Origin of the sequence: Geomicrobium sp. JCM 19037 (assembly GCF_000698105.1) — a bacterium.
GTDB lineage: Bacteria > Bacillota > Bacilli > Bacillales > Marinococcaceae > Geomicrobium_A.
Window position 1 is genome coordinate 18,950 of the sequence record NZ_BAWZ01000016.1, and the last position, 25,835, is coordinate 44,784.

The window sequence follows — 25,835 nt, forward strand, 5'->3', positions numbered from 1 at the left end:
TTTCTCCTTAGAAATCAAGGTCTTCCATTGATTCTGCAATATCACTAAACGATGATTCCGACTCTGCAAAGTAGGATTCCCAAGTTGATTGATTCCAAATCTCAACACGCCTGGAAACTCCGATAATCGCACATTCTTTGTCTAAGTTTGCGTATGTTCGTAATGGGCTCGGGATATTCACCCTGCCTTGTTTATCAAAAGAGGCTTCTGCTGCTCCTGAGAAGAAGAAGCGTGTAAACGCCCGTGCATCCTTTTTTGTAAATGGTAACGTTTTAAGTTTCTGTTCAAGCAGATCCCACTCTGTTCTTGGGTATACAAAAACACACTGATCCATACCTCTTGTGACAACAAATTGGTCCCCCAACTGTTCTCTGAACTTCGACGGAATGATCAGCCTGCCTTTATCATCGATGGCGTGAGTGTATTCGCCCATAAACATGGAGCGCCATCTCCTTCCACTTGATACTGATAATTTACCACAATCCCCCACTTTACACCACGTTATTTTTTGCATTTTTTTGCGCATGATTTCTTGAGAAAGACAGAAAGCGCGAATTAACGCGGTTTTTGACATAAAATAACAGCGAACATTTTTTATAAACATCCGCTGCATTCATCGGCTTTTTTCCTCCTTTCACTGTACATCTTTCATTTGTTCACTACAGATCGAGAGGACATCACTACAATCCCACTCCTGAAATTACGAGCGAAGCGAATGGTGTCGAAACGCCTGCATTTCCTCATCTAATAACGCACATTGTCGACGACACCCCGCTATTCTCCAGTGATTTTGGCAAGGGGTGTCACTTGCAAGTACGGGCATCGACTTTTTATAAAACAATCGGACAACTTAGATGCGCTCTTATCTTACTAGACGACAGAAAAAGTCCCCCACTTTCTACGGGGGAGAAAGTGGGGGACTTTTTTAGATGTAGAGAATATGATGTTCAAAATCGGCGACATTCGCTTCACTCATGAGCTGACGAAAGCGGGAGACGCCTCCTTCATTCAAGACTTGCAAAATATTGAGCATCCGTTCTTGAGGCTTCTGTTCTGGAGACAATCGATGTTCGGCAAACTTTAACCGCTCAATCTCCGGCTGAACCCGCGCATATTGTACAAGGTCAACGCGCGCTTGCATCTCTTCGAGTACGTGGAGCACGTCATCATATTTCTTATTTGCAAAGCGTTCTTCTGAAGCTGACAATCCAAGAAGCGCTTCTCGCAAAGGCTGTAACGCTTGGCGGGCATCAGGTTTGCTCGCTTCTAAAAGCGCTCCAGTATCCAACTGCTCACTGTCACGTTTCAACTTCCATTGGCGTTCCTTCGTTCCCTCTTCGGTTACTTGAATCACAGGTAATCCAGCGCTTTGAAGCGCCTTCGCCGACTTTCGATCCACAAACGTTTGTTGCACACGAGGAATAACCGGTGGCACTTGACGACGGAACTGATGAAAGAGAGGTTGAACCATCGACCAATACTTTAATTCCCCAGGGCCAGAGACGAATCCGAGTACAGGCAACATCCGTTCCTGAGCGAAGGGGCGCGTGTAGACGTTACTGCTAAAACGGTCTGGTTCTTTCGCTCCCCACTCTGACCAATCACCTTTAGACATTTTAAAGCGACCACTCTCCAATGATAAGTCCCCATCATCGTGGGCAACGATCTTCTCTCGATACCCATCATCTTTATAGAAAAGATGGGTGTGATCATTGGAAAGAAGGATAAACGGTTCCTCACCTAACTGCTCGACACGATTGCACGCCGTTGCGAAATGCCCTCTCACTTCGTCATTGTACAAGAGTAACTCCTGCCATAGATCAGCCATCATGCTTCGAAACACCGGTTCTTCTGCGTCCATGACAACAAGACCGTCATCTTTAAACAACCAAAGTAATAGCTCGGCAAAAAAACGTGAAGGACTATTTGAACGCTTAGCAAATCGAGAAACAACGTGGTGAAGCTCTTTCGTATGTTCAGTCTCACCTAAATGGTAAAACAGCTCGTCGATCATCTTCCTCATTGCCTGTTCGTCTAGCTTTTGATTCGTAACGGCAACACGTTGAGAAGCGTGACCTTCGTATTTCACTTTTTGTAAGCGGTTGTCGGGCGTGTGGACGTACACATGGTTTACTTCTTCCCAGTCGTGATCCTCGCCTGCAATCCAAAACACAGGAACGACAGGTGTACCAAGTGCAGCTTCTTGCTCTTTCGCTTTTTCTACGATTGAAAGCGCCTTAGCAATTGTATAAATCGGACCGGTGAACAGTCCGGCTTGTTGTCCACCGACAATCACTGTACTTTCGTCTGATGAAAATTTCTTTATTTGTTCTAGTGCTTGTTCATTATATAAGAAGTTGGACTGATACGTTTGTAGCGCCTTTTGCAACTCACTCCGATCATACGAATGATCCATAAGTTCTTTGTGGCGTCGACGTTCATCGCCCGATGGGCGATAGTCGTATAAAGAGGCTACTTGAGATTCACCCTCAGCGTAACGCTGTAACCATCCTTCTTTTATCGATGAATAGGATTCGATCGTCATGATTTCCGACCTTTCTTGAAGGTTTCAACATTGGTGTTTATCCACGGCTACCTAGGATGAGAAGTATGTAAACATGCTCGAAACAAACCCATAGGTAAATACGACGAGGTAAATTGGCATTACGAGAATAAACAACAGTCTCCATAGCCCTTTCACGAGCTTCTTCGGTTGGAGTTCTTCATATACTTTAGCATAATAATACGTAAACATCGCCCCGACAAGTAAAAGAATCGTTACAAACACCCAATAGCTACCCGCACTCCAAACTTCAAACCAAAGAAAGGAGACCGCTCCTAAAAATAAAGGCGTCGTAATATCAGCGGCGAGCCGGATGGCTTGCTTCTCTGTTTGTGGCCAACGCTTGAACAAAACCGATAGTATCAAAAAAATCAATAGAGGAAAAGTCAAAAGTACTGTAATCATATATGTTGCAAACGTCAACGCGTATTCAACTCCTAACGTTCCCATGAATGAGGTTCTGTCTGTACGTTCTAGGTAGTTGATGCAAAGGTGTATACGCACGTTCAATAGCTTCAGTGTAGCATACCCGGTTTTGAATTTCCTTTGATCTGACTTTTGGATTTTTTTTACGTATGAAAACACAACCGCTACAATATATAGTAAAATAAATGTGAAGATGGGCTATATTTAAAGGAGGCACTTCCGTGGACGTTAACGTTGAACAACTTAGAATTAATTACAAAACAATTGAAGATTTCCAAGCATTCCGCGAAGTTGGCATTCAAGAGTTGTCAATGAAAGAGGAACTACAAGAAGACATGATTGAGAATAACAGCAAGTCGCCTTTTTACGGGATATATATTGGCGATCGATTGGCAGCGCGTATGTGTTTATATGAAATTGAGAAGAAGTATGACTTCTATTTCGAACCTCCACAAACGTTTTTAGAACTATGGAAGCTCGAAGTGCTTGAACCCTACCGCAAAAGAAACTTCGGGAAAGCGCTCGTTGAATACGCAAAGACGCTAGGATATCCGATTAAGACGAACGCACGCCAAGGCTCTGATGATTTTTGGTTAAAGATGGGATTCTCTCCAGTAGAGTACGATTCCGTTCGAGACCGAGGAGAAAACCCATACGTTTCCTATCCATCGAACGTATCCGCACAAAAGAACTAAAAAGAGCAATCGTTTGATTGCTCCGCAAAGGGGAACCCTACCTACTGGGTTCCCTTTATTTGTTACTCATTCCAGGCAGTGACCTCGCTTTGTCGAGCAATGCAAGAAACGTTTGATAGTCTTCTTCGACACGGGCGAGTTTTTGTTCTGCGTTTTGTAGTCGAGTAAGTAATGCTTGCTTTTCTGAGCGCTCCCGCTCAATTTCTCGTTCCAGTTGCCCTGATGCATGTTCGGTTTGTTGCATCTGTTGTAAAAAGCGTATAACGTCCTCCATACTTCCTACTGTTTGGCTACTTAAAACTTTACGTTCATTGCTCTCCACTGTATACAATGGTTTTTCATGCTTTAACGGGGTTTTGTTTGCTTTCGCTTTCTGAATGGCTTTTGCATATTGTTTTCGAATGCTAGCGTTCCAACGAAATCCACATGCTGCCGATGTTCGCCCTAAACGTTTGCCTACTTCTTCAAATGCTTGCAGTTGCGTTTTGCCTTCTTGAATATGTGTGAGCACAACTTCCGCGAGTACTACATCCTCCTCCTGACTCCATGCATCCTGTCTGACAACACTCATCCTCTTCCCTCCGATTCTTACTCATTCCTTATCATTGCTAATCATATCTCCTTATGTACTTCTATGCCGAAACGGTGCCATCTATGATAGAACTTCAAAAGAAAGCAAAAACGGTCGTGCAGATGAGGTTCATCTGCACGACCGTTTCCTTTTGAAGCTAGCATTTACTGAGCTTCTACAATTTCTTCACCTTTATACGTCCCGCAAGATTTGCATACGCGGTGTGAACGTTTAAGTTCTCCACACTCAGCACTTAGTCATGCCTGGTACTGCAAGCTTTACGTGAGTCCGGCGTTTATTCTTTCTTGTTTTGGATGTTCTTCTTTTTGGTACTGCCATTCTCAATGCACCTCCTTTAGAAAATGAGTTCAATTTCATCATTAAAGACTACACGCGAGTGTTTATCTTATCCGTCACTGATCGTCTTCAAAGAATTTCGCTAAGTCCTTTAAGCGAGGGTCAACAGCGGTCTTTTCATCGGTTTTCTTATGATCTTCATCCAACACGATTTCCCAACCATTTCCTTGGTTTGGCGTATCATCGGATGGATCTTGGTCATCATTAATTACCCGAATTGGGATCGCAAGAAGAATATTCTCCTTAATATAAGGAAGAAGATCCACATAACCATTCTCTGGCTCGTGCAGCGTTTCGTCTTCGTTAGATATTGGCGCTCCATCAATTCGGAATCGCTCCGTAAACGCAATGTCAAATGGAACTATTGTGTCTCTTAGCGTTCTTGCACACGGTAGAGTCATCGACCCTTCCGCATGGAGATGGAAGGTTGCATATTGACGATCAATCATCACATACCCATGAACTCGAACTGGGGATACGTGCCGCAATTCCCGGTCGCGCTCAGTAAGTTCCGTGACATCGACAACCTTGTCAATATCGACCCGCTCACTTCTACTCGTTAATAGTTGTTGAATTGTCCAACGCAATGTAATCACCTCGAGAGCAACAAGAGTAATTATATCGGTCATTCAGGCAGTTTGTCAACATTTTTTCTTTACATTATACTGTAGAGATAAGATGTACGGTTTGGAGGAAACAAAATGAAAGCCATCGGCCTTGTAGTGGAATATAACCCCTTTCATAACGGTCATTTGTATCATTTACAAAAATCAAAGGAAGATGCAGATGCTGATGTTGTCATTTGTGTCATGAGCGGATATTATCTCCAACGGGGAGAGCCTGCAGGCTTTGACCGAAAGACGCGTACCGAAATGGCACTATCATGTGGAGCAGACGTTGTCGTAGAACTTCCCTATACGTATTCAACACAACACGCAAGCTTATTTGCTAGAGGGAGCATTTCTATCCTCGACGGTTTGCTTGCTGATGCATTTTATTTCGGGAGTGAATCTGGTAATATTGACTCTTTTTTAGCATTAGATGCGTTTATGATCGAGCATGAACAGCTATTACAACGCCACTTGAGGCAAGGGTTGGACGCAGGCTACTCTTATCCGAGAGCTCAGCCTATGCATTTAATCTACTTCATGCACCGGCGTCTTATCCTGATTTGTCGCAACCGAATAACATTCTTGGCTACGAGTACGTGAAAGCAACTCGAGAGCTCGGGGCGCGGATTCAACCGCAAACGATTACACGCATTGGAAGTGGCTATCATAGTGAACATTTAGACGATGCTCTCACGATTGCAAGTGCAACGGCCATTCGAAAAACGCTACATTCCGAGGGAAAATCCGACGTCGGGGCGTACATGCCAGATGATTGTGAGCGCGCCATTCGACATCAGCCTCTTATTACGTGGGACGACTATTACCCCTTGCTACAACACGTGTTACTCACAACAGCACCAGACCATTTAGGAGAAATCTATGAAGCCGAAGAAGGCATTCATCACCGTCTGATTGCTGCAGCGAAACAAGCTAGAGACTTTCAATCATTTATGGAAACAGTAAAAACGAAACGATATACGTGGACAAGAATTCAAAGGCTGCTCGTTCACGTGCTCACAAATACATCAAAAGATGACATGCGCGCCTCGTTCAGCGAGTCATGTACGCCTCGCTCAGTTCGCTTATTAGGCTTTACCGAAACTGGGCAATCCTATTTGCGCGCGATCAAAAAAACGACTGCTCTTCACCTTTACCACCGACCTCCTCGTCAAAAAGGGGCACAAGAGCGATTGGATGAAAAAGCAGCCATTGCGTACTACAGCCATGCACATCCCGACGAGCGAGTCGAGAAATATAAAGAAGAATATGGTCCACCAGTAGTCGTTCGTCACTCTGTCAAATAGTCAATCGCATCTTGCAATGTTTCTACAGGTACAACATCGATGTCTGCATTCACATCATTGGCCGCTTCCAAAGCGGCTAAATAGTTTGAGCGTTCCCCTAACTCTTCATCATTCGGAGTAAAGAAGATCTCAATTCCTGACCGATCGGCGGCGACTACTTTTTGCGAGACACCTCCGACTCGACCTACTTGGCCATCTTCATTAATCGAGCCCGTACCAGCAACGTTCATGCCACGCGTAATGTCTTCATCTTCTATGAGCTGATTGTAAATTTCTAGAGAGAACATAAGGCCCGCCGACGGTCCGCCAATTGCTCCCGCTTCGATCGTCACTTCTGGATCAAAACTCACTTCTCGATCATTGACGGGAAAGATAATGCCTAAGCCAACGGCTTCAGGGTCGGCTCCAATGCCATCTTCATCTTCGTCAGGATCAGGGAAATTCCTCATTTCCACATCGACTTGAAAACGGTCTCCTTCTCTCTCAATCCAAAGCTCCGCAAATTCACCCGCTTCTTTTCCTTGCAACGCTTCGGTTAATTCATTGAAATTGTGAATCTCCTGATCGTCTACAGCTGTAATCGTGTCTCCAGACTCCAACTCTTCAACAGCACCCATACCATCAACAAACTGTGTCACAAACACACCGTTCTCTTCAATATGCACAGTCGCCCCTGCCGCTCGGTATGCGGCAATTTTTGCTGCATCTTGTGATTGCCTCATCGATTCGGTTTGTCGGTGTTGGTATTCCTCATCCGTCTCATCTTCGGTCATGAGATCTTCTTCTGGGGTGAGTATACGATACGGGCTCAAATAAGACCACGCATACAAAAATGGACTTGCCCGACTTTGAAGGATGGTCGTTAAGTAAAATTCTCCTTCTTCATACTGACTTGATCCTTCAACCGTAATAATCTCTTGCAACCCCGTCGCTTCTCCAGGTTGAGAGTAATAATAACCAGTTGGAATTTGATTGATAATTAATACAGCAAACAGGATTGCGACAACAATCCAGAGCTTTGATACATGTCGTTTTTGCTGTTTTGGCTCACTCATTTGCTGCCTCCCACTCCGTCATACGCTCTTTAATCAATGATACATATTTCTCCGCTTCTTCTTTTCCTTGTTTTATTAGTTCTGGCGTATCTTGAAACATGACCGAACTGTGCTGACGAACAATGGGTCTCATGAGTACATCTGCTAGAATCGTTCGTGCTTCTAATACTTCTTTGCCCATAATTTCCATACTTTGCATAATCACGTCATAAATAGAAGAAATCGGTGGTTGCTTTGGAAAATATGACACGTCTACGGCAATGACAATATCAGCTCCCATTTGCCGCACCACTTGCGCCGGCACACGGTCCACAATCCCTCCATCAACGAGCATCTGTTGTTCATGCTCGACAGGCACAAAAATGCCTGGTATCGAGATACTTGCCCGCACAGCTTTTGCAACGTTGCCTTCGTTTAGTTGCACCGGAGCACCGGTTTGTAGATTTGTTGCGGTTACGGTGAGTGGACGTTCTAATTCATCGAAACGCTGACCTTTCGTCAGCATATAGATGAGTTCTTCAATGCGCTTTCCATTCATCAGGCCCATTTTTGGAACCGTAAAGTCCAAATAAAATTTCCGCTTAAACAAGTTAGCAATCTGGTCTAATTCAGCAGCGTTATATCCAGACGCATAAAGTGCACCAACGAGAGAACCCATGCTACTTCCCGCAATATAGTCAATCGGAATATGATGTGCTTCAAGTACATGCAGCACCCCGACGTGTGCCATCCCTCTTGCTCCACCTGATCCTAGTGCCAAGCCAATCCGGGGTCTCGTTTTATGATCCATCTTCATCCCCCCATAAAAACACCGTGACTCTCGCCTACCCATTGTATGCCTATTTTACCTATTCGTACCGTCTGTCATTCTTCGATTTTAAATCATCCAAGAAAAAAAGGTCTATCCGAGCGCTTAGACACGTACCGTAAGTAATACACAAACCTTGTCCAATGTCGTGTTTTTGCATAAGGGGGACGGACTTTGTCTTTTCAAAAATGGCACTCTTTATTATTAGCAACAGCGGCAACGGTATTGGCCGTTTCTTTAATGCTGTTTCCACAACAATCACTAGAAGCTTCCTTGCGCGGACTGTCGATTTGGTGGGATGTAGTGTTTCCATCGTTGCTTCCGTTTTTCATTATATCAGAGTTACTCATCGCTTTTGGTGTGGTCAGTTTTATCGGTGCTTACATGGAACCGCTCATGCGTCCGTTGTTCAGAGTACCTGGTACAGGTGGGTTTGTATGGGCGATGGGCCTTGCGAGTGGGTATCCGGCCGGCGCAAAACTGACGACCCGGCTATGGGAAGATGGGAGAATCAGTACGATTGAAGCTGAGCGTCTTGTTTCGTTTACGAATTCTTCTAACCCTCTGTTTATTTTCGGGGCGATTGCCATCGGCTTTTTCCATGATCCTGCCTTAGGCATCGTACTTGCTGCTGCCCACTATGGAGGGAACATCATCGTTGGATTGATCATGCGTTTTCACGGCACTCAGACTGAACAATCAACGAAAAAGAAAAGCTTTCCCAGCTTGGCAAAAGCTTTTCATCTTCTCCACGAGGAACGAATAAAAGACGAACGACCGATTGGTAAAAAACTCGGTGATGCGGTTCAGTCTTCCGTACAAACGTTGCTCATGATCGGCGGGTTTATCATTCTTTTCTCTGTGCTTAACGAAGTTCTGTCTTTGCTTCGCTTCACCGAAATCTTTGCTGCTTTTATCCATGTACTGCTTGCGATGATTGGGTTATCTAGCGATTTTGGCATCCCGATCGTATCAGGGCTGTTTGAAATGACTCTCGGTAGTCAACTCGTCAGTTTGACTGACACACCGTTGAAACAACAAGCCATCGTCACAAGCTTTTTATTAGCTTTTGCTGGATTATCCGCTCAAGCTCAAGCAGCGAGTCTACTTGCACCTACAGCCATTCGCTTTTTGCCGTTTTTTGTGGCAAGGATTATGCAAGGTTTCTTCGCCGCGTGCATTGCAGCAGTCACCTTTGACTGGTTATATCAACCAAAAAGTGCTCACGTATTTACAGGAGCTGATCCACTCTACATGATTGAACACTCGGTACATCAATTTTTTGCTGTCGCACCTTTCATTACACTCATCACGCTCATTGTCTTTATTTTCCTACGTCATCGACGACTCATTCACCAGAGGGTGGATGGATAAAGCGCTCTTTAAGCGCCCGTTCGACCGGTTCAGGCACGAGATCTTTCACACTGCGCTCATATTTGGCGACTTCTTTGACGATGCTAGAGCTCAAATAAGAATACTGATTATTCGTCATCATAAAAAACGTTTCGACTGATCGCTCTAGGTTTCGGTTGATCGACGCATTTTGCATCTCGTATTCAAAGTCTGAGACAGCGCGAAGACCCCGAACAATGACATTGGCATTTTTCTCTTTCACGTAATCAACGAGCAAACCGTTAAACGAGTCAACGGTTACATTTGGCATGTGGGCCACTGACTGCCGGAGTAGCTCGACTCTCTCATCCACAGAAAATAGTGGCGTCTTTGAGCGATTATGTAGAACAGCAACGATGATCTCGTCAAAAACTTGCATGCCTCTTTCAATAATATCAATATGACCATTGGTTACGGGATCAAAACTTCCTGGATACACAGCGATGGTCGTCATATGACCTCTCCTCTCATCTATTGGTACATTGTCACAGTTGTATCACGGTATGTCTTTTGATGAGTCTGACAAACACGGGCAATCGTCTCCGGTAGCTCTACACTGCTTCGGTGCTCAGCGACGATCGTCGCTTCATCATGTAGTAATCCGTACGTCTGAAGAAGTTGGATGTCTTCTTCTACCTGCTGCTCTTCATATGGTGGATCTAAAAACACGAAATCGAACCGTTCATCTCGATCACGAAGTTTTTCTAACACTCGCAGGCGATCCCCGGTATGAACCGTAATTTGCTTCTCGACACGAGCAAGCTTTACATTGTCTTTAATCACACTGATTGCCCCTTTATGAGCATCAGCAACGTGCATATGATGGAAGCCACGACTAATCGCTTCAATCGAAATGCCGCCACTCCCCCCGTATAGGTCCAACCCTTTTCCCCCATCAAAAAATGGCCGAGTCGGTGGAACAATGCTTCTTTTACTTTGTCTGAGGTAGGTCTCGTATTATCACCTGGTAGCGATTTTAATCGGAGTCCTTTGCATTTGCCAGCAATCACACGCATCGGATTCTTCCTTTCTTATGTAAAATCATCACGAATTGTTTCTATCCTATCATACCAACTTGTCCATGTCAGAGCACGACCGATATGAAAAACTTTTTCGTCGTTGTATATTTCAAAGCTTCATCGGCAAGACTAGGGTTAGCAACATGATCCCATGTTGCAAGTAACCGCGGAGAACGCTTACGTTTCCCCATAAGCGCTTCCTCCGGTTTCTCCTCTCCCATTGCCTGTATAAACAACAGGCTCCGCGTACCCTATGGGGGGACGCGGTTTTTTCGTTTTCAATAGTAGAGGTAAACACTCAAAACGAAAAAACCGCGAATGGCGTAGAAGTCCTAACCATTCGCGTACCGTGCTTATGCCTTGAATATATTTACTTGCTTCGCGTTAGTGAGCGCTTACGTATGCACTTTATCTTGAGGAATAACTTCTCGCTTCTCCTGCCCAAAATCCAAATCTAATTGTCTACGAACCGACCATTCAATGTTATGGACAAAATTTAATTGCTTAATCTGCTCACTCACTTTATGTGCATCACTCGTATTGCAATAAAGAACCACATATCGCATTTTTTTGGAAACGTACTGAACATGCCCATATTTTCTAAGGTGACGGACATTTTTTAATGATTGAACCCAAATAACGAGTCCTTGGCGTTGTTCAAACATACAAACTCTCCTTTGGGAAATCGTTTATCGTCAGTTTATCACGGGAAAATAGAAAGAACAATTCATCTTTGTTGAAAAGGAGGCAAATGATGAGTACATTTACCCTTGATCAAATTTGGGAAACATTCCTTCAACAATTGCGACATGTTGATAACGAACTAACAACGAACACCATTTCATACCAAACCTTCATCTATTTACGCTGGGATGGACCGCGTGAACCATTGGAGCAAGCGTTGCAGAATGCAGCTGGTCGAGCTATGCGTGGTAAAATTGTCACAGCCTCCATCCGTTATGTACGCATGACCGACCTTAAAGAATATGTTTATGCTGTACGTTTTCTTGTCCCTTTAAGAAAACGATTTTGTTGTGGTAATGGCTGCACCGATTGCATTCGATTAAAATCGTAGCCCTCTTGCGTAAACCGCTGTATAATGATATTATGATCTCCAATTTATGAATAACGAACGCAATGAAGGGCCAAGTAAAGATCGATCAAGCTTTAGAGAGCGAATGACGAGCTGAAACATTCGCGCCACTGATCGCCTTGAAACCTACCTCGAGCAACCAAGCCAACCTTGGTCGTCTGACCTGCGATACGGGTCAAGAGTGAATGGTGTACACGTATGCCATTAATCAAGGTGGTACCGCGGAACTCCTATTTCGTCCTTAAAACAGATGAAATAGGAGTTTTTTATGTAGAAATGAGATAGGAGTCGTGATGATGAAAAAAGGCAGATTGGTCGTAAAAATTGGAAGCAGCTCGTTAGCGAAGCGAAACGGCAGTATTGATCACAAATCATTAATCGATTACGCAAATGCGGTTAGCCACTTGCATGCATCAGGATACGAAGTCGTCCTCATATCTTCCGGTGCAGTTGCTGCAGGGTTTCAAAAAATCGGGTACCGCACAAGACCAATCACAACCGTAAAGAAACAAGCCGCTGCCGCTGTCGGGCAAGGTCTGTTAATGGAAGCTTATGAGAAAGCTTTTAGTGAAAATACGATTGCCGTCGCCCAATTATTACTCACTAGAGAAAGCTTTGTTGTGGAAGAACAGTACGACAATGCGTATGCGACCCTTGAAGAATTGCTACGGCGAGGGGTCGTGCCGATCATTAATGAAAATGACTCGATTGCAATAGAAGAATTAACGTTCGGCGATAACGATTGGTTATCAAGTCTTGTTGCTGGCTTGATTCGTGCCGACATGCTCATTCTTCTCACCGACGTGAACGGTGTTTACAACAAACACCCATCCAGCCCGGATGCCGTTCGCTATTCGACAATTACAGACGTTACCGATGACTTGTATGAACAAACCGCATCCACTCGTTCGACGCTTGGAACAGGAGGGATGCGCTCCAAACTAGAAGCCGCTAAGCGGGCGCAGCAACTCGGTATCCGGACGTTTATCGGCCAAGCAAGGGACACTCGCTCTCTTGAAGACGCTGTTCACTCGAACGGAGACGGCACGTACGTAGACGCCGGGCATACGCCGTGGACAAAAGGCAAGCAATGGGTCGGGCTTCACTCTCCTGTTGAAGGTGCAATAATGATTGATAACGGCGCGAAACAAGCCCTTCTTCACGACAAAAAAAGTTTGCTAACCGTCGGCATCGTTGATGTAATCAAGACATTCCCTGAAGGAGCCGTTATTGACGTTTGTGACCAAGATGGTCATACAATCGGGCGGGGAAGAAGTGCGGTTTCATCGGAACAAATAAAAACAACACATTATAATCAGTTGTGCATTCATAGAAATCACTGGGTATCTTACGTAAACGGAGGCGAATAATATGACAACTACAAAACAATTAGCATTACAAAGTAAAGCTGCGTCAAAGTCACTATCATCATTTACAGCTGCTGAGCGAAATGATGCGCTTCAAGCCATCGCCAATGTCTTACTCGACCATAAAGTTGACATACTCGCGGCCAATCAAGAAGATGTTGAACTAGCGAAAAAAAATGATGTGAGCCGGGAGATGTTGGACCGCTTAACGTTAACAGAAGAACGTTTACAATCGATCTCACAAGGGCTCGTGCACGTTAAAACGTTACGAGATCCGCTCAGTCAGTCCCCAAGTCGCTATGTTCGTGATGACGGCCTTATTATAGAAAATCACCGGGTTCCTTTCGGTGTGATTGCGATGGTTTATGAAGCCCGGCCAAACGTCACCGTAGATGCGGCTGGGTTGTGCTTAAAATCTGGTAATAGCGTCCTATTACGCGGCAGTTCCTCGGCACAAAAAACGAACCGGATACTCGTCACATGTATGCAGGAAGGGTTAAAAAACGCTGGGCTACCGGCGGATGCAATTACCCTCGTCCCTCCTCATACACGTGAAAATGTGAAAGAGCTTGGACAACTTCGCGGCATTGTCGATGTGATGATCCTAGAGGAGGTGCGGCACTCATCCAAACGGTTGTACAAAACTCAACCGTCCCTGTATTGGAAACTGGAGAAGGAAATTGTCACCTTTTCATTGATCAATCTGCACGTGAAGACATGGCCATTTCCGTCGCAATCGACGCGAAAACTGACCGCCCATCAGTGTGCAATGCCATCGAAACGATCCTCATTAACGAGGACTGGCTTTCTCGCCACGGAAAAGAATTACTGCAAGCATTGCTTGCCAAAGGGGTTACGATCTATGGAGACGAAGACGTGCAACGATTAGATGACCGCGTAAAACAAGCGACCGAAGAAGATTGGGCAAAAGAATACTTGGACCCGATTGTCGCGATTAAATGCGTGTCAAGTGTAGCAGAAGCAGCTCAGCATATCGATAAGTACGGGACTAAGCATTCAGAAGCCATTATTTCTGAAGATGACGAGCACGTTGAACAGTTTCGTCATTTGATCGACGCCGCTGCAGTGTATCACAATGCCTCGACTCGCTTCACTGACGGTGCTGAATTTGGATTCGGTGCAGAGCTTGGCATTAGTACACAAAAACTACACGCCAGAGGTCCGCTTGGACTCGAAGCACTTACAACGAATAAGTACTACATTACCGGTACAGGTCAAACGAAAGGGTCAGGTACACATGATGCACAATAAGCGTTTACTCTTTGTCGGGGCAGGAGCGATGGCTGAGGCGATCATCTCAGGCATTCGCCTAGCCGAACAACAACAACCTGACATTCGTGTGATCAATCGTAATGATGAAACACGCCTGTCTTTACTAAATGAAAAATATAACATCGATAAAGGAATTGAGATGGATTTGGCCGTAGCTGAAGCTGACATGATTATTCTTGCTACGAAACCGAAAGATATGGCATCAGCAATTGACCGGATCCAACCTTATGTCGAGCCGAGACATTTAATTATCTCTGTGCTAGCAGGCATTACAACGCAAACAATAACGAATCACCTCGGGGAAAACAACCCGATCATTCGAGCGATGCCTAATACTTCAGCGAATGTATTGCAGTCCGCTACAGCCGTTTGCAAAGGGGATTATGCCTCAGAATATGACTTGTTACTCGCAACCACACTATTTGAAACGATTGGTTCTGTCATTCACGTTGAAGAAACTCAGATGGATGCAGTGACTGGAATTTCTGGCAGCGGCCCTGCTTACATGTATTACATGATGGAAGGTCTTCAACAAACCGCCCTACAAAACGGATTAAACGAGGATGAAGCGAAAAAACTCATTGTCCAAACGGTTCTTGGTGCTGCGATGCGTTGGACGAAAACGGATGCTTCTTTAGAGAGTTTATATAAAGAAGTGATGAGCCAGGAGGTACGACCGAAGCTGCTTTTGTTACGCTCGAAGAAAACGAAGTGCAACGCCATTTTTCACGCAGTGTTCAAGCAGCGATTGAACGGTCCAAACAACTCGGCTCCTAATTTGGGGGAGTGTAGATGTGAGTCAACGAAAAAACTGGAGGCAAACCCTTCAAGAAATTACAGACCACCGCTTTTTTACGGTGGTCGTTATGTTGCTTATCGGCGTGAATGCATTATTGTAGGCTTGGAAACCTACCCTGAACTGTATGTTCCATATAAAGAATGGTTTTATATTGCGGATCGGATTCTTCTGTGGATTTTTACCGTTGAAATTGCGATGCGGTTGGTCGCAGCGCAGCCGATGATTACCTTTTTCAAAAGTGGCTGGAACTGGTTTGACTTTTTAATTATATCCGCGGGTCACTTGTTTGCTGGCGCTCACTTTGTTACAGTTCTTCGTGTGCTTCGCGTATTGCGTGTACTTCGAGCCGTGTCAGTCATTCCATCATTGCGAAGGCTTGTCGATGCGCTTATGAGGACGATTCCTTCACTTTTCAACATTATGTTCCTCATGAGTCTCGTTTTCTACATATTCGCAGTCATTGGGACAATGCTATTCGCATCGATCTCACCAGAATACTTCGGGTCTTTAGGTCGTTCAGTGCTCACGTTATTTCAAATTGTAACACTGGACTCTTGGACAGAGGCTGTGATGCGTCCAATACTCGAAATTGAGCCATTAAGTTGGATCTACTTTATTTCGTTCGTTCTCGTCGGTACATTTATCATCTTCAACCTCTTCATCGGTGTTATTGTTAATAACGTCGAGAAAGCCAATGAAGAAGACGAACAACTTCTAGGCAAAAATAAAAAAGATCAAGACATCGAGTCATTGCAAAATGAACTACAAGAAATTAAAGAGATGCTCCGAGATATGAAAAGCGACAATCAGTAATCGATTGAGCTTACGAACGTTTTCGTTCTTAAGCTCTTTTTTTGTCATTTGCCGTAGCATCCCGGTGTCGCCGCTTCGGGTTGCAAAACACGACAATGTCAGCACCTGCGATCCACACGGAATGCAGTTAGCCATGCTTGTCACAGCCGCAGTTGGACAATCGTGAATGATCCCTATTTCGTACAATCGGTTCCTCCCCCTCTATTTGCAACTGTCATTTCAATACAAACTCAAAAAAAACACCCCAAAAGTGAGGTTAACTCTACCTTTTGGGGTGTTTCACTTGTTTAATAGCCTCGAAGTTTTACGAGAGCCTTCTAAAGTTTATTGCTTAGCTACTCGAGCAAAGAATTCCTCATATAAGGCTTTTAATGCATTGTCCGCGTCCCGCTCTTTTACACCGAACGTTAATGATACTTCGGAAGAGCCTTGATTCACCATTTCGAGGTTAACACCTGCTCCAGCAATAGCGTCGGTTGCGCGAGCGGCAAGACCTACGGTTTCGTGCATGCCTTCACCAACAACCATTACCATTGCAAACCCGTGTTCAATATAAGCGTCATCTACACCGAGTTCTGTTTGAATGCGTGTGAGTAGACGGTTTTCGCTATCTAAAGAAAACTGAGACGTTCTTAAGATGACCGACGTGTCATCAATGCCTGAAGGCAAGTGCTCATAGGAGAGGCCTTCTTCTTCAACCATCTCAAGAAGTCGACGTCCAAATCCGATTTCACGGTTCATTAAGTATTTGCGTACGTAAATGATACTAAATCCTTTATCTGCGGCAATTCCCGTAACCGGATAATACGTATCTTCTTTTCTTCTGCTCGCGGTAATTAACGTACCGTCACTAGAAGGGTTGTTCGTATTTTTAATGCTTACCGGTATATCATGTTGGAATGCCGGAATGAGTGCAACATCATGGAATACTGTAAAACCAGCGTAAGAAAGCTCCCGCATCTCTCGGTACGTCATATGATGGATTTCTTCTGGTTGGTCAATGACCATCGGATTGGCCACACAAACCGAATCAACATCTGTGAAATTCTCATATAAAGTCGCATTCACACCTGCTGCGACAATGGCGCCGGTAATATCCGAACCCCCGCGTGGGAAGGTTGTGAGAACACCCGCTTCTGTGTATCCAAAAAAGCCTGGGAACACAATAATTCTTTCTTCTTTTTGTAGTGCACTTAATTGATCGTATGCTTTTGGAATGACTTGGGCATCACCAGCTTCGCCAGTAACGAGCAAGCCTGCATCTTTAGGGTTCATATAGACGGCATCCAAACCAATGTTGTTAAAATGAGCCGCAATTAGTTTAGCATTGTTATCTTCCCCAGCGGCTTTCATCTGATCCATAAACTGGCCTGAATTATCTGCGTCATACATAACGCGCTCTTTAAGATCTGCTTCGATTTCTTCAATGACCGTCATCGGTAATGCCAATTCTTTCGCGATGGACTGATAACGACCGGTTACTGCCGCAAGTGCATCGGAAGTATCCTCGTTATTCAAACATTTCTCCCCAAGATCAATGAGCATATCTGTCACTTTCACATCATCCGATGAGCGTTTGCCAGGAGCAGATACAACAATGACCTTTCGTGTTTCATCATCTTTTACGATATTCGTGATTTTCTCAATTTGCGGTCCGCTTGCCACGGAAGTCCCGCCAAATTTTACGACTTTCATTCGAATGGTTCTCTCCCTTTTGTATAGTGAACGTCCGTTACAGACGATCTTCTTCTGTCCATTTCTGTTCGCCAATACCGACGAGCTGGAACACAGCTAACAGCAGAGGTACATCACTTTGCGTATAGAATTCTTGAGAACACGATGATTCTGCCTCGTAATCAAGAGATTGAGCATGCCCATACGTCGTTTCTTGCAAAAAATTCGTCATGTCTGCCGAATCAAAACAAGACGGCGAGGCGTACGTATGTGTCGTGTGGTCCAAGATGGTCCGTGTGTCTGATGGGGCATTTACGGTTATCGGAATAAACATTCCCGCAATAATGAGCACCACGAGTGTCGATAACAGCACTGTGATAATGTTCTTGTCCCTCTTTTTCATACGATGTTCCTTTCCATAATGCAACCTCCCCTCATTATACGTGGATTTACACAGAGGGTCTACCGTTAGTCTGATCGTTTTGTCGATGTCAGAAAGCGTCACACAATTCTTGACAAAAATATGGCAAACTTCTACGATTATACATAGTACTACAATGTTTCATGCTGGTGTATAATGTCTTGCTTAGGCGAAAGGGACGTGATGACATGACGATTGACACCTTAAAGAATCGCCAGCTCATAAATAAAGAAATCCACGATCTGATCATTTCACATGAAAAAGTGGCCCACGTACAGTTACAAAACCGACTGGATCATGCGCTCTTAGTTTTAATTAAATCTGGTTATACTGCCATACCCGTGTTGGATGTGGATTATCGTGTTCACGGTCAGATTAGTAAAAATGAAATCCTCGATTCAATTTTAGGTCTTGAACAATTAGAAATGGAAAAACTTCATGACATCACTGTGGATACGGTCATGAACACGAAACTGCCTCGTTTACGAATGGATGCAACATTTCATAAAGCACTTACGACCTCGATCAACCATCCATTCATATGTATTGTTGATGATGACGACGCCTTTGTAGGCATACTCACACGCCGTTCGATTTTGGCACTCATCCACCGTTATCTTCAATAATAAAATCAGATGAAGATTCGACCTCTTCATCTCGATTTTTATCGTCTAACTACAACTACAGCTACCGCCTGAACCGCAACCCCCACTGCATGAGGATGAGTCAAAGTATGGATTCGACGAAGGAATTTTTATGCTTGGCGAAACAGAGTAGGCTAACAGCTCACTAATGCCCGTTAACAACTTCTCAAGTTCCCGTTCTGTCTTTCTATAATTCGCCACCGATTCACAAACATCCATTTCCCTTTTTGCTAATCGGAGTGCTTTCGTCACTTCATGATAGTCTGGATGATATTTACCAAACCGTTGCACTTCTTCAAAACGTTCTTTTTCTTGATTAAATGTATGAATAAGTGTTTGCGCCTCTTCGTCTTCATTCATCGCTCTTCTTGCGTCTGTAAATGCTTGATATAATTCAGATTGAAGCATCATACGAGAGAGCTCTTCTGAGCGATCAAGCAGTTCAATTGGTGTGGAAACAACCGTTTGCACCACAATCACCTCCATCACCATCAGTATAACATGTCCATTATGACATTTGAACGGTCTCTTCGTGCTCATATAGCAACATGTGCTCGAGATCGTACAACTGGAAGTGAACGTGATGTTCCCCTTCACTTAACCCTGTAATTGTAAAAGCCGCTTGATGCACACTTTCTGCACGTTCCCCATCTACTGATACAGTCATATATCCTTTTGTTCTTTCAGGATCATCAGCTTCTGTCCGAAATGTAAAATCAGGAATGTATGATTCTACAAAAAGGGTTTCGTCTCTCACTTCAACCGATATTCGCACGTCTTGTACATCTTGGCTTACTTCGAGTATTTCAGGTAATGGCTCAATCTTAATTTCATCAGCATTCGACGTGAAACAAATCACAAACAAGAAATACACCAACATATAAACCCTCCTTTGGCTAGTATGTGCCAAAGGAAGGTCGGTTTATGCTATTTTCTGAACATGCTAAGCAAACTCATTGTCATCCCTAACCCTTGATTCACACGAGCTACACGTTGTGGCCACGTTTGACCATTAAACACTTTCGCTTCCTTCTCCATTTCCTGAAGCTGTTCAGGATGTCTTGCTAGGATGCGATACCATGTAGGCTCGGCACGCAAATACCTTTTCAAATCTTGCCGACTCGTTATATATACGAGCAGATCATTCCTCATACAACCTCTCCTTTACGTTAGAAACCACGGAACGAAAAAGGATTTTCTCTCGTACTGTTTTGAACAGGGCCACCCGTATTTTGAAATTGACCCATGAGTTGCTGAACATTTCCCATTACACCACTGAATTGCGACAAATAGCCTTGGAGGTCATTGACATTCATCTGGCCGAGACGACTGACGACCGATGATACGGTCGGGTTGCTCTCCAAAAATTGATTCAACGAGTTCTGAGCTGCGTTCGTTGTCGTTTCTCCACTCGTCTCTCTGTCATTCGTCGATGCTTCACCTACAGGCTCTGGCTCAGGGTTCGTTTGATAAGACGTCCAGTCAGCGTGGTCACCTCCGATAATTGCCCATTCTTGATATAAATCATTCCATGAGTATCTTCCGTGTCGTACTTCTTGGATTAACCCTGGATGATTTTGAACGAACGTTTTGAATTCAATCACCGAAGGTCCATATGCTCATCCGACATGAAAACCCCCTCTTTTTACAACTACTATACGTATAGACTCTTGTCTACGTTCCAGTCGTTAAGTTCACTTGGAACAATTGCAAATCTAAGCATTTCCATATAAAATAAAGAGTGGATTGATCCTTTGAGGAGGGAACGGCAGTGAAACTAACAGACTATAACTTTCCAGAAAAAGAATTGAAATTTGGCAACCTCTTGCCGGTAATGGACGAGTTCGGTTTTGTTCATGCAGAACAATGGGACTATGAAAGAGTCATGTTTGACTATAAAATGCTTGATGAACGTGTAAACGCTACGTATTACCTTCGCGTTCCGGCATATGCAGTAGAAGGTGACATTCCTGGAGAGGACACCATTGTGAAGCTAATGACACCCATCGTTGGCCGCCACTACTACCCTCACGGTGTAGAATATGACGAAGAAATGCCAAGCAAAGTACTTAACAAATGTGCAACAAAACTAAAAGGCATTGAAGAAGGCTTAAAAGGCTTCTAAAAAAGAAGGATGAGGGTGCAAACCCCCGTCCTTCTTTTTTATCCATAATATGGTGATATGAGAATGTAAATGAGTACGCCAGTAATACTTACGTATAACCATAGTGGCATCGTCCACCGGACAATCTTTTTATGTTTTTTCACTTGATTCGTGTATCCCCAAATTACAGATAAAAGGACGAGCGGTACGATGATGGCCGCAAGCGGAATATGTGTGAGTAAAATAAAGTAATACACGGTTTGTAAGATTCCATCTCCTCCGTACGTTGTAGAGTCAGCCAACAGATGGTGAGCCACATACGTGACGAGGAATAACGTCGTCGTCGTTAACGCCGCATAAATGAATCGACGATGAACTTTCACGTTCTTTTTTAATATTGCATAGAGCGCTGCAAACAGGAAAACGGTCGTAAAACTATTGTAGATCGCGTTAAGCATCGGCAAAAGCGTAACGTCAAATGAAGCTTCTGCACCAATACCGTCCATGAAAAAGAGCACAGCGATTAACCCGTTAATCACGATCGTTAACGTGACAACTAAGCCCGTGTAGTTTTTATTGCTTTTGGGTATTTGATTCGTATTTTCCAAACTGGACAACCTCCTATCGCTTTTATTATACGTGAATGCCGCTCGAGAAACAAAACCACACCTTGACGATTGTATGACAACGCTTGAGCTATCCTTAATCGTAAGGTGCATCCGAGAAAAAACCCATACGGTAATGACCGTATGGGTTTTTCTTTATTCACATTTAGTACTTCGTTACACCGATAAGAAGCATAAGTGCAACAATGGTAGGAATAACAAGCACGATTCCGGATACAATAAACGTATTCGGCCAACCGTGGTCTTTATCCTTTAGGTGCATAAAGTAGAACAGCTGCAAGAAGAGTTGAACCCCTGCAAGTCCGAGGATAAATGGTGTTGCAAAGGCGCCAGGCACAACATCTGCGCCAACAGCGATAAACGCTAGCAACGTAATTGCAATCATGAATGCAAAAGCAATCGTTTGAATGCGTTGCTCACGGTTTATCTTTACCATCTCTTCTTGAGTCATCGCACTTTTCTCAAAGGGTTGAGATAAATTTTCACCCATTTATGATCAACCTCCGATTCCCATTAGATAGACGACGGTGAAGATAAAGATCCACACGACATCAATAAAGTGCCAGTACAGACTCGAAACATAGAATTTCGGTGCGTTCGTTAACGTAATTCCGGAGTTGCGGTAGCGAATGAGTAACAAACTGATCCACAAAAGTCCAAAGAGAACGTGGGCACCGTGCAAACCAACAAGTGCATAAAATGATGAAGCAAAGGCGCTTGTCGTAAATCCAAGTCCATAGTGTACATATTCCACAAACTCATAGATTTCAAAACCTAAGAATGCGGCACCTAGAGCAACCGTTACCCACATCCAAGCCTTCATTTTCTTGAACTGGTTCTTCTTCATTGCAAACATCGCGAACACACTTGTCAATGAACTCGTCAAAAGGATCATTGTCATAATGAACACGAGTGGCAAAGAGAAAATATCTGCTGCTTCTGGGCCAGATCCTGTACCGTTTCTCAAGCAAGATACGTACCGAAAAACGTTGCAAACATCGTTGTTTCCCCGGCGAGGAAAACCCAGAAGCCAAGAAACTTGTTCTTACCTTCTAGCGTTGCTCGTTCCGGATGGGAGGGAAGTCCTTTCGAAAGATCAGTCGTTTCAGCCATTCGTCCCCACCTCTTTCTCAATTTCTTCTACAGTTTCTTTTGTAATGTGATAACCGTGGTCTTCTTTCACAGAATGCAAGGCCATAGAACCAAAGGTAATAATACCTCCGATAGCAATTACAATCCATGGGCTAATGATGGCTTCCATGTTGAGCATAATAAAACCAAAACCTACAAAGAATAAACCTAAGCTAATTGTAAATGGATAGATCGATCCGTTTGGCATATGAATATCTGCAACAGGTTCAGCAGGCTTCATCGTGCCGTCTCCATGAATCTTTTCATAGAATAGTGGATCAAGAGATCGAACTTGCGGTGTTTGCGCAAAGTTGTACTCTGGAACTGGTGTGTGTGTCGCCCACTCAAGTGTACGGCCATCCCAAGGGTCGCTACTCGCTTTCGGTGATTTCATTGCAGAGTACACGACGTTTACAACGAGTAAAATAATCGCAACACTCATGACAAACGCGCCGATCGTAGAGACCATATTCATCGCTTCCATGCCTTGGTCTTCGAGATATGTATACACTCGACGAGGCATACCGATCAGACCGAGAATGTGTTGTACGAAGAACGTTAAGTGGAAACCAATGTAGAACAACCAGAACGTAAGCTTCCCTAATCCTTCATTTAGCTTATGACCGAACATCTTCGGATACCAGTAGAACGTTGCACCAATAAGTCCAAGAACAATACCACCGAGGATAATGTAGTGGAAGTGAGCGACAACGAAATACGTATCGTGATACAAGTGGTCAACAGGCGCCATGGCAAGCATAACTCCAGTTACACCACCAAGTACGAATGTCGGAACAAATGATGAAGCACAAAGCATCGCTGTGTTGAATGTGAGCTTACCGCCCCACATTGTAAATAGCCAGTTAAATATCTTAATCCCTGTCGGAATCCCGATTACCATTGTCGCAATCGCAAAGACTGAGTTTGCAATCGGTCCAATTCCTACGGTAAACATGTGGTGCATCCATACCATGAAACCGAGGAAACCGATGATAAGTGTTGCAAATACCATCGCTGTATAACCAAACAAACGCTTCTTGGAGAACGTTGGAATGATTTCAGAAATCATACCGAAAGCTGGCAATACGAGAATGTATACTTCTGGGTGTCCAAAGATCCAGAAGATGTGTTGCCAAATGACAACGTTTCCGCCTTCACCTGGGATAAAGAACTGCCCATCAAACATCCGGTCAAGCATTAATAGTGCAAGACCTGCTGCAAGTGGAGTAAATGCGAATACGATAAGAATAGACGTTACGAGCGTTGTCCAACAGAAAAGTGGCATACGCATCATCGTCATGCCTGGCGCGCGCATGTTAATAATCGTAACGATAAAGTTAATCCCCGAGACGAGCGTACCAATCCCGGATACTTGTAGACCAAGAACATAGAAGTCAATCCCTATGCCCCCGTATTCTCGACTTGCAAGTGCACATAAGATGTCCAACCTGCATCAGGTGCTCCGCCAAAGAACCAGCTCAAACTTACGAGAAGTCCCCCGAAGAAAAACAACCAAAAACCGAGTGCGTTCACAAACGGAAAGGCAACATCTCGAGCACCAATTTGCAAAGGAACTATATAGTTCATAAAAGCAAATAACAACGGTGTTGCCGCTAAAAACAGCATGATAGTACCATGCATCGTAACAAATTCATTAAATGTTTGGCCGCTTAGAAAATCATTCATTGGGCTCATGAGCTGTATCCTCATGAAAACCGCCATAAGGCCGGCTTTCAAGAAGAACAGCGTACCCGAAATGAGATATAAGACGGCTAGCTTCTTATGGTCAACAGTCGTCAACCAATCCCAAAGCACGCTCTTTCTGAGCGTATTCGTAGCCTCTCTTACCACGTGGATTAGCCTCCTTTATGCATACCTTGAACAATTAGTCTCGTTCAAGTCCCTCTTTCGTTTCTGGATCTAATTTCTCTAATTGATTCAAGTAAGCAACAATCGCGTCCAGCTCTTCATCACTGAGCTCTGGATACGCCGGCATTTCATTGCCTTGTTTTAACGATTGTGGATCTTGAATCCATTCTTTTAGGTTCTCATCTGTGACTTCAAGGTAGTTCGCAATTGTCTCGCGATCACCGAAGTTCGTTAATGCTGGTCCTTGCGCAGACCCTTGTCCTTCGACAGCGTGACAACTAATACACCCTTGCTCTTCAAAGATTTCACGACCTTGGTTAGCGAGTGTATCCGCAGGCTCTTCTGCTTCTTCTTGCATTGATTCTGCCCACTCTTCATAGTCGTCTTGTTCCAAAGCGATTAACCTGAAGTCCATGAGCGCGTGGGAAGGTCCGCAAAGCTCAGCACATTTCCCTTTATAAACCCCTGGTTCATCTGCTTGTAGCCACATGTAGTTTTCAATTCCAGGGATGTTATCAACCTTACCTGCGAGTGCAGGAACCCAGAACGAGTGCATAACATCTTCAGCTTCCAAGATGAACGCGACTTTCTCTCCAACCGGAACATATACTTCATTTCCGGCAGTGAATCCATCACCGTGGTTGTAATCAAACTGCCACCAGAACTGATGACCTGTTGCTGTAATTTGAAGAACGTCATCATTCAGTTCTTCTAATTCTTCTTCAGACAACTCTTCTTCATTTACATCTTCTTGCGCTTCAGCATCTTCTAGGCCGGTATTTGATAAGTAAAATTGACCGGTCACTGTCGGAACAGCAAGAATCGCAAGCAAGAAGAGTGGAATCACTGTCCAGGCAACTTCAAGCTTTGTGCTTCCATGTACCTGTTCAGGGTATTCGTTATCTCCTTCTTTATGTCTGAAACGAATAACAACGATAAAGAACAACACAAAGACTACAATAATTACGATTGCCATTACGTAAAGGCTCAAGATCATGTTGTCATAAATCCATTGTGACTGTGGTCCCATTGGATCAAGAGCTGTCAATCTCCGTTCACCACAGCCTGCTAGGAACAGGAAGACTGCCATAAACGGTGCAAACTTGAGAAGTTTTCTCCAACCATTCATGAGTGTTTAACCCCACTTTCTTTCTATCGCTGATATTACAAGTGTATCCGTTGCAACATGAAAACATGTAA

The 25,835-nt window shown here is 44.1% G+C and carries 29 protein-coding genes and 6 pseudogenes; 12 read left to right on the forward strand and 23 right to left on the reverse strand.

The genetic code is table 11. The annotated features are described in order from the left end of the window. Positions 1 to 7: 7 nt before the first annotated feature. The 3 genes from mraZ to JCM19037_RS10625 form a co-directional block, all read right to left on the reverse strand. Positions 8 to 439 carry a division/cell wall cluster transcriptional repressor MraZ gene (gene mraZ, locus JCM19037_RS10615; protein ID WP_042400849.1) on the reverse strand — a complete coding sequence of 144 codons (432 nt, stop codon included), beginning with the start codon at positions 437 to 439 and terminating at the stop codon, positions 8 to 10. A 486-nt stretch (positions 440 to 925) separates the two neighbouring features. Beyond that, positions 926 to 2,545 carry a bacillithiol biosynthesis cysteine-adding enzyme BshC gene (gene bshC, locus JCM19037_RS10620; protein WP_042400850.1) on the reverse strand — a complete coding sequence of 540 codons (1,620 nt, stop codon included), beginning with the start codon at positions 2,543 to 2,545 and terminating at the stop codon, positions 926 to 928. A 51-nt stretch (positions 2,546 to 2,596) separates the two neighbouring features. Next, positions 2,597 to 2,986, reverse strand: a complete 390-nt coding sequence (locus JCM19037_RS10625; protein ID WP_042400853.1) for a DUF3397 domain-containing protein — start codon at positions 2,984 to 2,986, stop codon at positions 2,597 to 2,599. A 224-nt stretch (positions 2,987 to 3,210) separates the two neighbouring features. Here JCM19037_RS10625 and JCM19037_RS10630 point away from each other — a divergent pair, with 224 nt between their 5' ends. Next, positions 3,211 to 3,684, forward strand: coding sequence for an N-acetyltransferase (locus tag JCM19037_RS10630; protein ID WP_042400855.1), 474 nt, complete (start codon positions 3,211 to 3,213; stop codon positions 3,682 to 3,684). Positions 3,685 to 3,739: 55 nt separating this feature from the next. Here the strand turns inward: JCM19037_RS10630 and JCM19037_RS10635 are convergent, their stop codons facing one another. From JCM19037_RS10635 to JCM19037_RS10640, 3 genes and pseudogenes are all read right to left on the reverse strand, one after another. Beyond that, entirely contained in the window at positions 3,740 to 4,255 is a 516-nt protein-coding gene (locus JCM19037_RS10635; protein WP_042400856.1) for an RsfA family transcriptional regulator, read from the reverse strand. A 164-nt stretch (positions 4,256 to 4,419) separates the two neighbouring features. After that, positions 4,420 to 4,594 (reverse strand): annotated as a pseudogene (gene rpmF / locus JCM19037_RS24290) (50S ribosomal protein L32). A gap of 74 nt (positions 4,595 to 4,668) precedes the next feature. Continuing rightward, complete coding sequence (locus tag JCM19037_RS10640; RefSeq protein ID WP_042400858.1) at positions 4,669 to 5,199, reverse strand: DUF177 domain-containing protein; 531 nt, start codon at positions 5,197 to 5,199, stop codon at positions 4,669 to 4,671. 114 nt (positions 5,200 to 5,313) lie between these two features. Here JCM19037_RS10640 and JCM19037_RS28465 point away from each other — a divergent pair, with 114 nt between their 5' ends. Further along, complete coding sequence (locus tag JCM19037_RS28465; RefSeq protein ID WP_052363790.1) at positions 5,314 to 5,823, forward strand: nucleotidyltransferase family protein; 510 nt, start codon at positions 5,314 to 5,316, stop codon at positions 5,821 to 5,823. Then, positions 5,784 to 6,527 (forward strand): nucleotidyltransferase family protein, encoded by a 744-nt coding sequence (locus tag JCM19037_RS28470; protein ID WP_193744733.1) that lies wholly within the window; start codon positions 5,784 to 5,786, stop codon positions 6,525 to 6,527. The genes JCM19037_RS28465 and JCM19037_RS28470 overlap by 40 nt, the downstream gene beginning before the upstream one ends. On the opposite strand, the gene JCM19037_RS10650 is transcribed toward JCM19037_RS28470, so the two are convergent. Next, positions 6,512 to 7,582 (reverse strand): PDZ domain-containing protein, encoded by a 1,071-nt coding sequence (locus JCM19037_RS10650; RefSeq protein ID WP_042400861.1) that lies wholly within the window; start codon positions 7,580 to 7,582, stop codon positions 6,512 to 6,514. The two genes, JCM19037_RS28470 and JCM19037_RS10650, sit on opposite strands and share 16 nt — an antisense overlap. Beyond that, complete coding sequence (locus tag JCM19037_RS10655) at positions 7,575 to 8,372, reverse strand: patatin-like phospholipase family protein (protein ID WP_042400865.1); 798 nt, start codon at positions 8,370 to 8,372, stop codon at positions 7,575 to 7,577. Before JCM19037_RS10655 ends, JCM19037_RS10650 begins: the two co-directional genes overlap by 8 nt. Before the next feature lie 192 nt (positions 8,373 to 8,564). Here JCM19037_RS10655 and ylbJ point away from each other — a divergent pair, with 192 nt between their 5' ends. Next, entirely contained in the window at positions 8,565 to 9,764 is a 1,200-nt protein-coding gene (gene ylbJ / locus JCM19037_RS10660; protein WP_042400868.1) for a sporulation integral membrane protein YlbJ, read from the forward strand. Here the strand turns inward: ylbJ and coaD are convergent. The 4 genes and pseudogenes from coaD to JCM19037_RS10675 all read right to left on the reverse strand — a co-directional run bounded on the left by coaD (position 9,739) and on the right by JCM19037_RS10675 (position 11,466). Beyond that, positions 9,739 to 10,236: a pantetheine-phosphate adenylyltransferase gene (gene coaD, locus JCM19037_RS10665; protein ID WP_042400871.1), complete on the reverse strand. Its 498-nt coding sequence runs from the start codon at positions 10,234 to 10,236 to the stop codon at positions 9,739 to 9,741. The genes ylbJ and coaD overlap by 26 nt on opposite strands. A gap of 17 nt (positions 10,237 to 10,253) precedes the next feature. Beyond that, positions 10,254 to 10,798 (reverse strand): annotated as a pseudogene (gene rsmD, locus JCM19037_RS10670) (16S rRNA (guanine(966)-N(2))-methyltransferase RsmD). 68 nt (positions 10,799 to 10,866) lie between these two features. Next, positions 10,867 to 10,992 (reverse strand): hypothetical protein, encoded by a 126-nt coding sequence (locus JCM19037_RS28475; RefSeq protein ID WP_255357894.1) that lies wholly within the window; start codon positions 10,990 to 10,992, stop codon positions 10,867 to 10,869. Between the two features lie 204 nt (positions 10,993 to 11,196). Beyond that, positions 11,197 to 11,466, reverse strand: a complete 270-nt coding sequence (locus JCM19037_RS10675; RefSeq protein WP_042400877.1) for a YlbG family protein — start codon at positions 11,464 to 11,466, stop codon at positions 11,197 to 11,199. 89 nt (positions 11,467 to 11,555) lie between these two features. Here JCM19037_RS10675 and JCM19037_RS10680 point away from each other — a divergent pair, with 89 nt between their 5' ends. The 6 genes and pseudogenes from JCM19037_RS10680 (at position 11,556) to JCM19037_RS30080 (ending at position 16,166) form a co-directional block, all read left to right on the forward strand. Next, entirely contained in the window at positions 11,556 to 11,876 is a 321-nt protein-coding gene (locus tag JCM19037_RS10680; RefSeq protein ID WP_042400880.1) for a hypothetical protein, read from the forward strand. 314 nt (positions 11,877 to 12,190) lie between these two features. Further along, positions 12,191 to 13,264, forward strand: a complete 1,074-nt coding sequence (gene proB, locus JCM19037_RS10685) for a glutamate 5-kinase (protein ID WP_042400883.1) — start codon at positions 12,191 to 12,193, stop codon at positions 13,262 to 13,264. Between the two features lies 1 nt (position 13,265). Beyond that, positions 13,266 to 13,778 (forward strand): annotated as a pseudogene (gene proA / locus JCM19037_RS29355) (gamma-glutamyl-phosphate reductase); the annotation flags it as partial. A 143-nt stretch (positions 13,779 to 13,921) separates the two neighbouring features. Then, complete coding sequence (locus tag JCM19037_RS29360) at positions 13,922 to 14,533, forward strand: hypothetical protein (protein WP_307189783.1); 612 nt, start codon at positions 13,922 to 13,924, stop codon at positions 14,531 to 14,533. After that, positions 14,523 to 15,331 (forward strand): annotated as a pseudogene (proC, locus tag JCM19037_RS30075) (pyrroline-5-carboxylate reductase). The gene JCM19037_RS29360 and the pseudogene proC overlap by 11 nt, the downstream one beginning before the upstream one ends. After that, the gene (locus JCM19037_RS30080; protein WP_373900772.1) at positions 15,288 to 16,166 is read left to right on the forward strand and encodes an ion transporter; all 879 of its coding nucleotides are present in this window, start codon (positions 15,288 to 15,290) and stop codon (positions 16,164 to 16,166) included. Before proC ends, JCM19037_RS30080 begins: the two are co-directional and overlap by 44 nt. A 324-nt stretch (positions 16,167 to 16,490) precedes the next feature. Here the strand turns inward: JCM19037_RS30080 and JCM19037_RS10700 are convergent, their stop codons facing one another. After that, positions 16,491 to 17,861: an aspartate kinase gene (locus tag JCM19037_RS10700; protein ID WP_042400885.1), complete on the reverse strand. Its 1,371-nt coding sequence runs from the start codon at positions 17,859 to 17,861 to the stop codon at positions 16,491 to 16,493. Positions 17,862 to 17,898: 37 nt separating this feature from the next. Beyond that, the gene (locus JCM19037_RS10705) at positions 17,899 to 18,243 is read right to left on the reverse strand and encodes a hypothetical protein (RefSeq protein ID WP_042400888.1); all 345 of its coding nucleotides are present in this window, start codon (positions 18,241 to 18,243) and stop codon (positions 17,899 to 17,901) included. A 206-nt stretch (positions 18,244 to 18,449) separates the two neighbouring features. Here JCM19037_RS10705 and cbpB point away from each other — a divergent pair, with 206 nt between their 5' ends. Next, positions 18,450 to 18,887 carry a cyclic-di-AMP-binding protein CbpB gene (gene cbpB / locus JCM19037_RS10710; RefSeq protein ID WP_042400890.1) on the forward strand — a complete coding sequence of 146 codons (438 nt, stop codon included), beginning with the start codon at positions 18,450 to 18,452 and terminating at the stop codon, positions 18,885 to 18,887. A 45-nt stretch (positions 18,888 to 18,932) separates the two neighbouring features. Here cbpB and JCM19037_RS10715 read toward each other — a convergent pair whose 3' ends face one another. The 4 genes from JCM19037_RS10715 to ylbD are packed head-to-tail and all read right to left on the reverse strand — an operon-like array spanning position 18,933 to position 20,509. Next, positions 18,933 to 19,376 carry a YlbF family regulator gene (locus tag JCM19037_RS10715; protein ID WP_307189785.1) on the reverse strand — a complete coding sequence of 148 codons (444 nt, stop codon included), beginning with the start codon at positions 19,374 to 19,376 and terminating at the stop codon, positions 18,933 to 18,935. Between the two features lie 37 nt (positions 19,377 to 19,413). Next, positions 19,414 to 19,785 carry a hypothetical protein gene (locus JCM19037_RS10720; RefSeq protein WP_042400893.1) on the reverse strand — a complete coding sequence of 124 codons (372 nt, stop codon included), beginning with the start codon at positions 19,783 to 19,785 and terminating at the stop codon, positions 19,414 to 19,416. 47 nt (positions 19,786 to 19,832) lie between these two features. Further along, positions 19,833 to 20,057, reverse strand: coding sequence for a YlbE-like family protein (locus JCM19037_RS10725; protein ID WP_042400896.1), 225 nt, complete (start codon positions 20,055 to 20,057; stop codon positions 19,833 to 19,835). A 17-nt stretch (positions 20,058 to 20,074) separates the two neighbouring features. Beyond that, complete coding sequence (gene ylbD / locus JCM19037_RS10730) at positions 20,075 to 20,509, reverse strand: spore coat protein YlbD (RefSeq protein ID WP_042400899.1); 435 nt, start codon at positions 20,507 to 20,509, stop codon at positions 20,075 to 20,077. A gap of 167 nt (positions 20,510 to 20,676) precedes the next feature. Between ylbD and JCM19037_RS10735 the strand changes: the two genes are divergently transcribed. Next, positions 20,677 to 21,030 carry a YugN family protein gene (locus JCM19037_RS10735; protein WP_042400903.1) on the forward strand — a complete coding sequence of 118 codons (354 nt, stop codon included), beginning with the start codon at positions 20,677 to 20,679 and terminating at the stop codon, positions 21,028 to 21,030. Between the two features lie 38 nt (positions 21,031 to 21,068). Here the strand turns inward: JCM19037_RS10735 and JCM19037_RS10740 are convergent, their stop codons facing one another. The 5 genes and pseudogenes from JCM19037_RS10740 to coxB all read right to left on the reverse strand — a co-directional run bounded on the left by JCM19037_RS10740 (position 21,069) and on the right by coxB (position 25,764). After that, complete coding sequence (locus tag JCM19037_RS10740; protein ID WP_238544666.1) at positions 21,069 to 21,617, reverse strand: DUF420 domain-containing protein; 549 nt, start codon at positions 21,615 to 21,617, stop codon at positions 21,069 to 21,071. Positions 21,618 to 21,780: 163 nt separating this feature from the next. Next, the gene (locus tag JCM19037_RS10745) at positions 21,781 to 22,125 is read right to left on the reverse strand and encodes a cytochrome C oxidase subunit IV family protein (protein ID WP_042400905.1); all 345 of its coding nucleotides are present in this window, start codon (positions 22,123 to 22,125) and stop codon (positions 21,781 to 21,783) included. Positions 22,126 to 22,131: 6 nt separating this feature from the next. Then, positions 22,132 to 22,748: pseudogene (locus tag JCM19037_RS10750) on the reverse strand (cytochrome (ubi)quinol oxidase subunit III). Further along, positions 22,741 to 24,617, reverse strand: a pseudogene (ctaD, locus tag JCM19037_RS10755) (cytochrome c oxidase subunit I). The pseudogenes JCM19037_RS10750 and ctaD overlap by 8 nt, the downstream one beginning before the upstream one ends. Before the next feature lie 34 nt (positions 24,618 to 24,651). Beyond that, entirely contained in the window at positions 24,652 to 25,764 is a 1,113-nt protein-coding gene (gene coxB, locus JCM19037_RS10760) for a cytochrome c oxidase subunit II (RefSeq protein WP_042400908.1), read from the reverse strand. Positions 25,765 to 25,835: the final 71 nt, after the last annotated feature.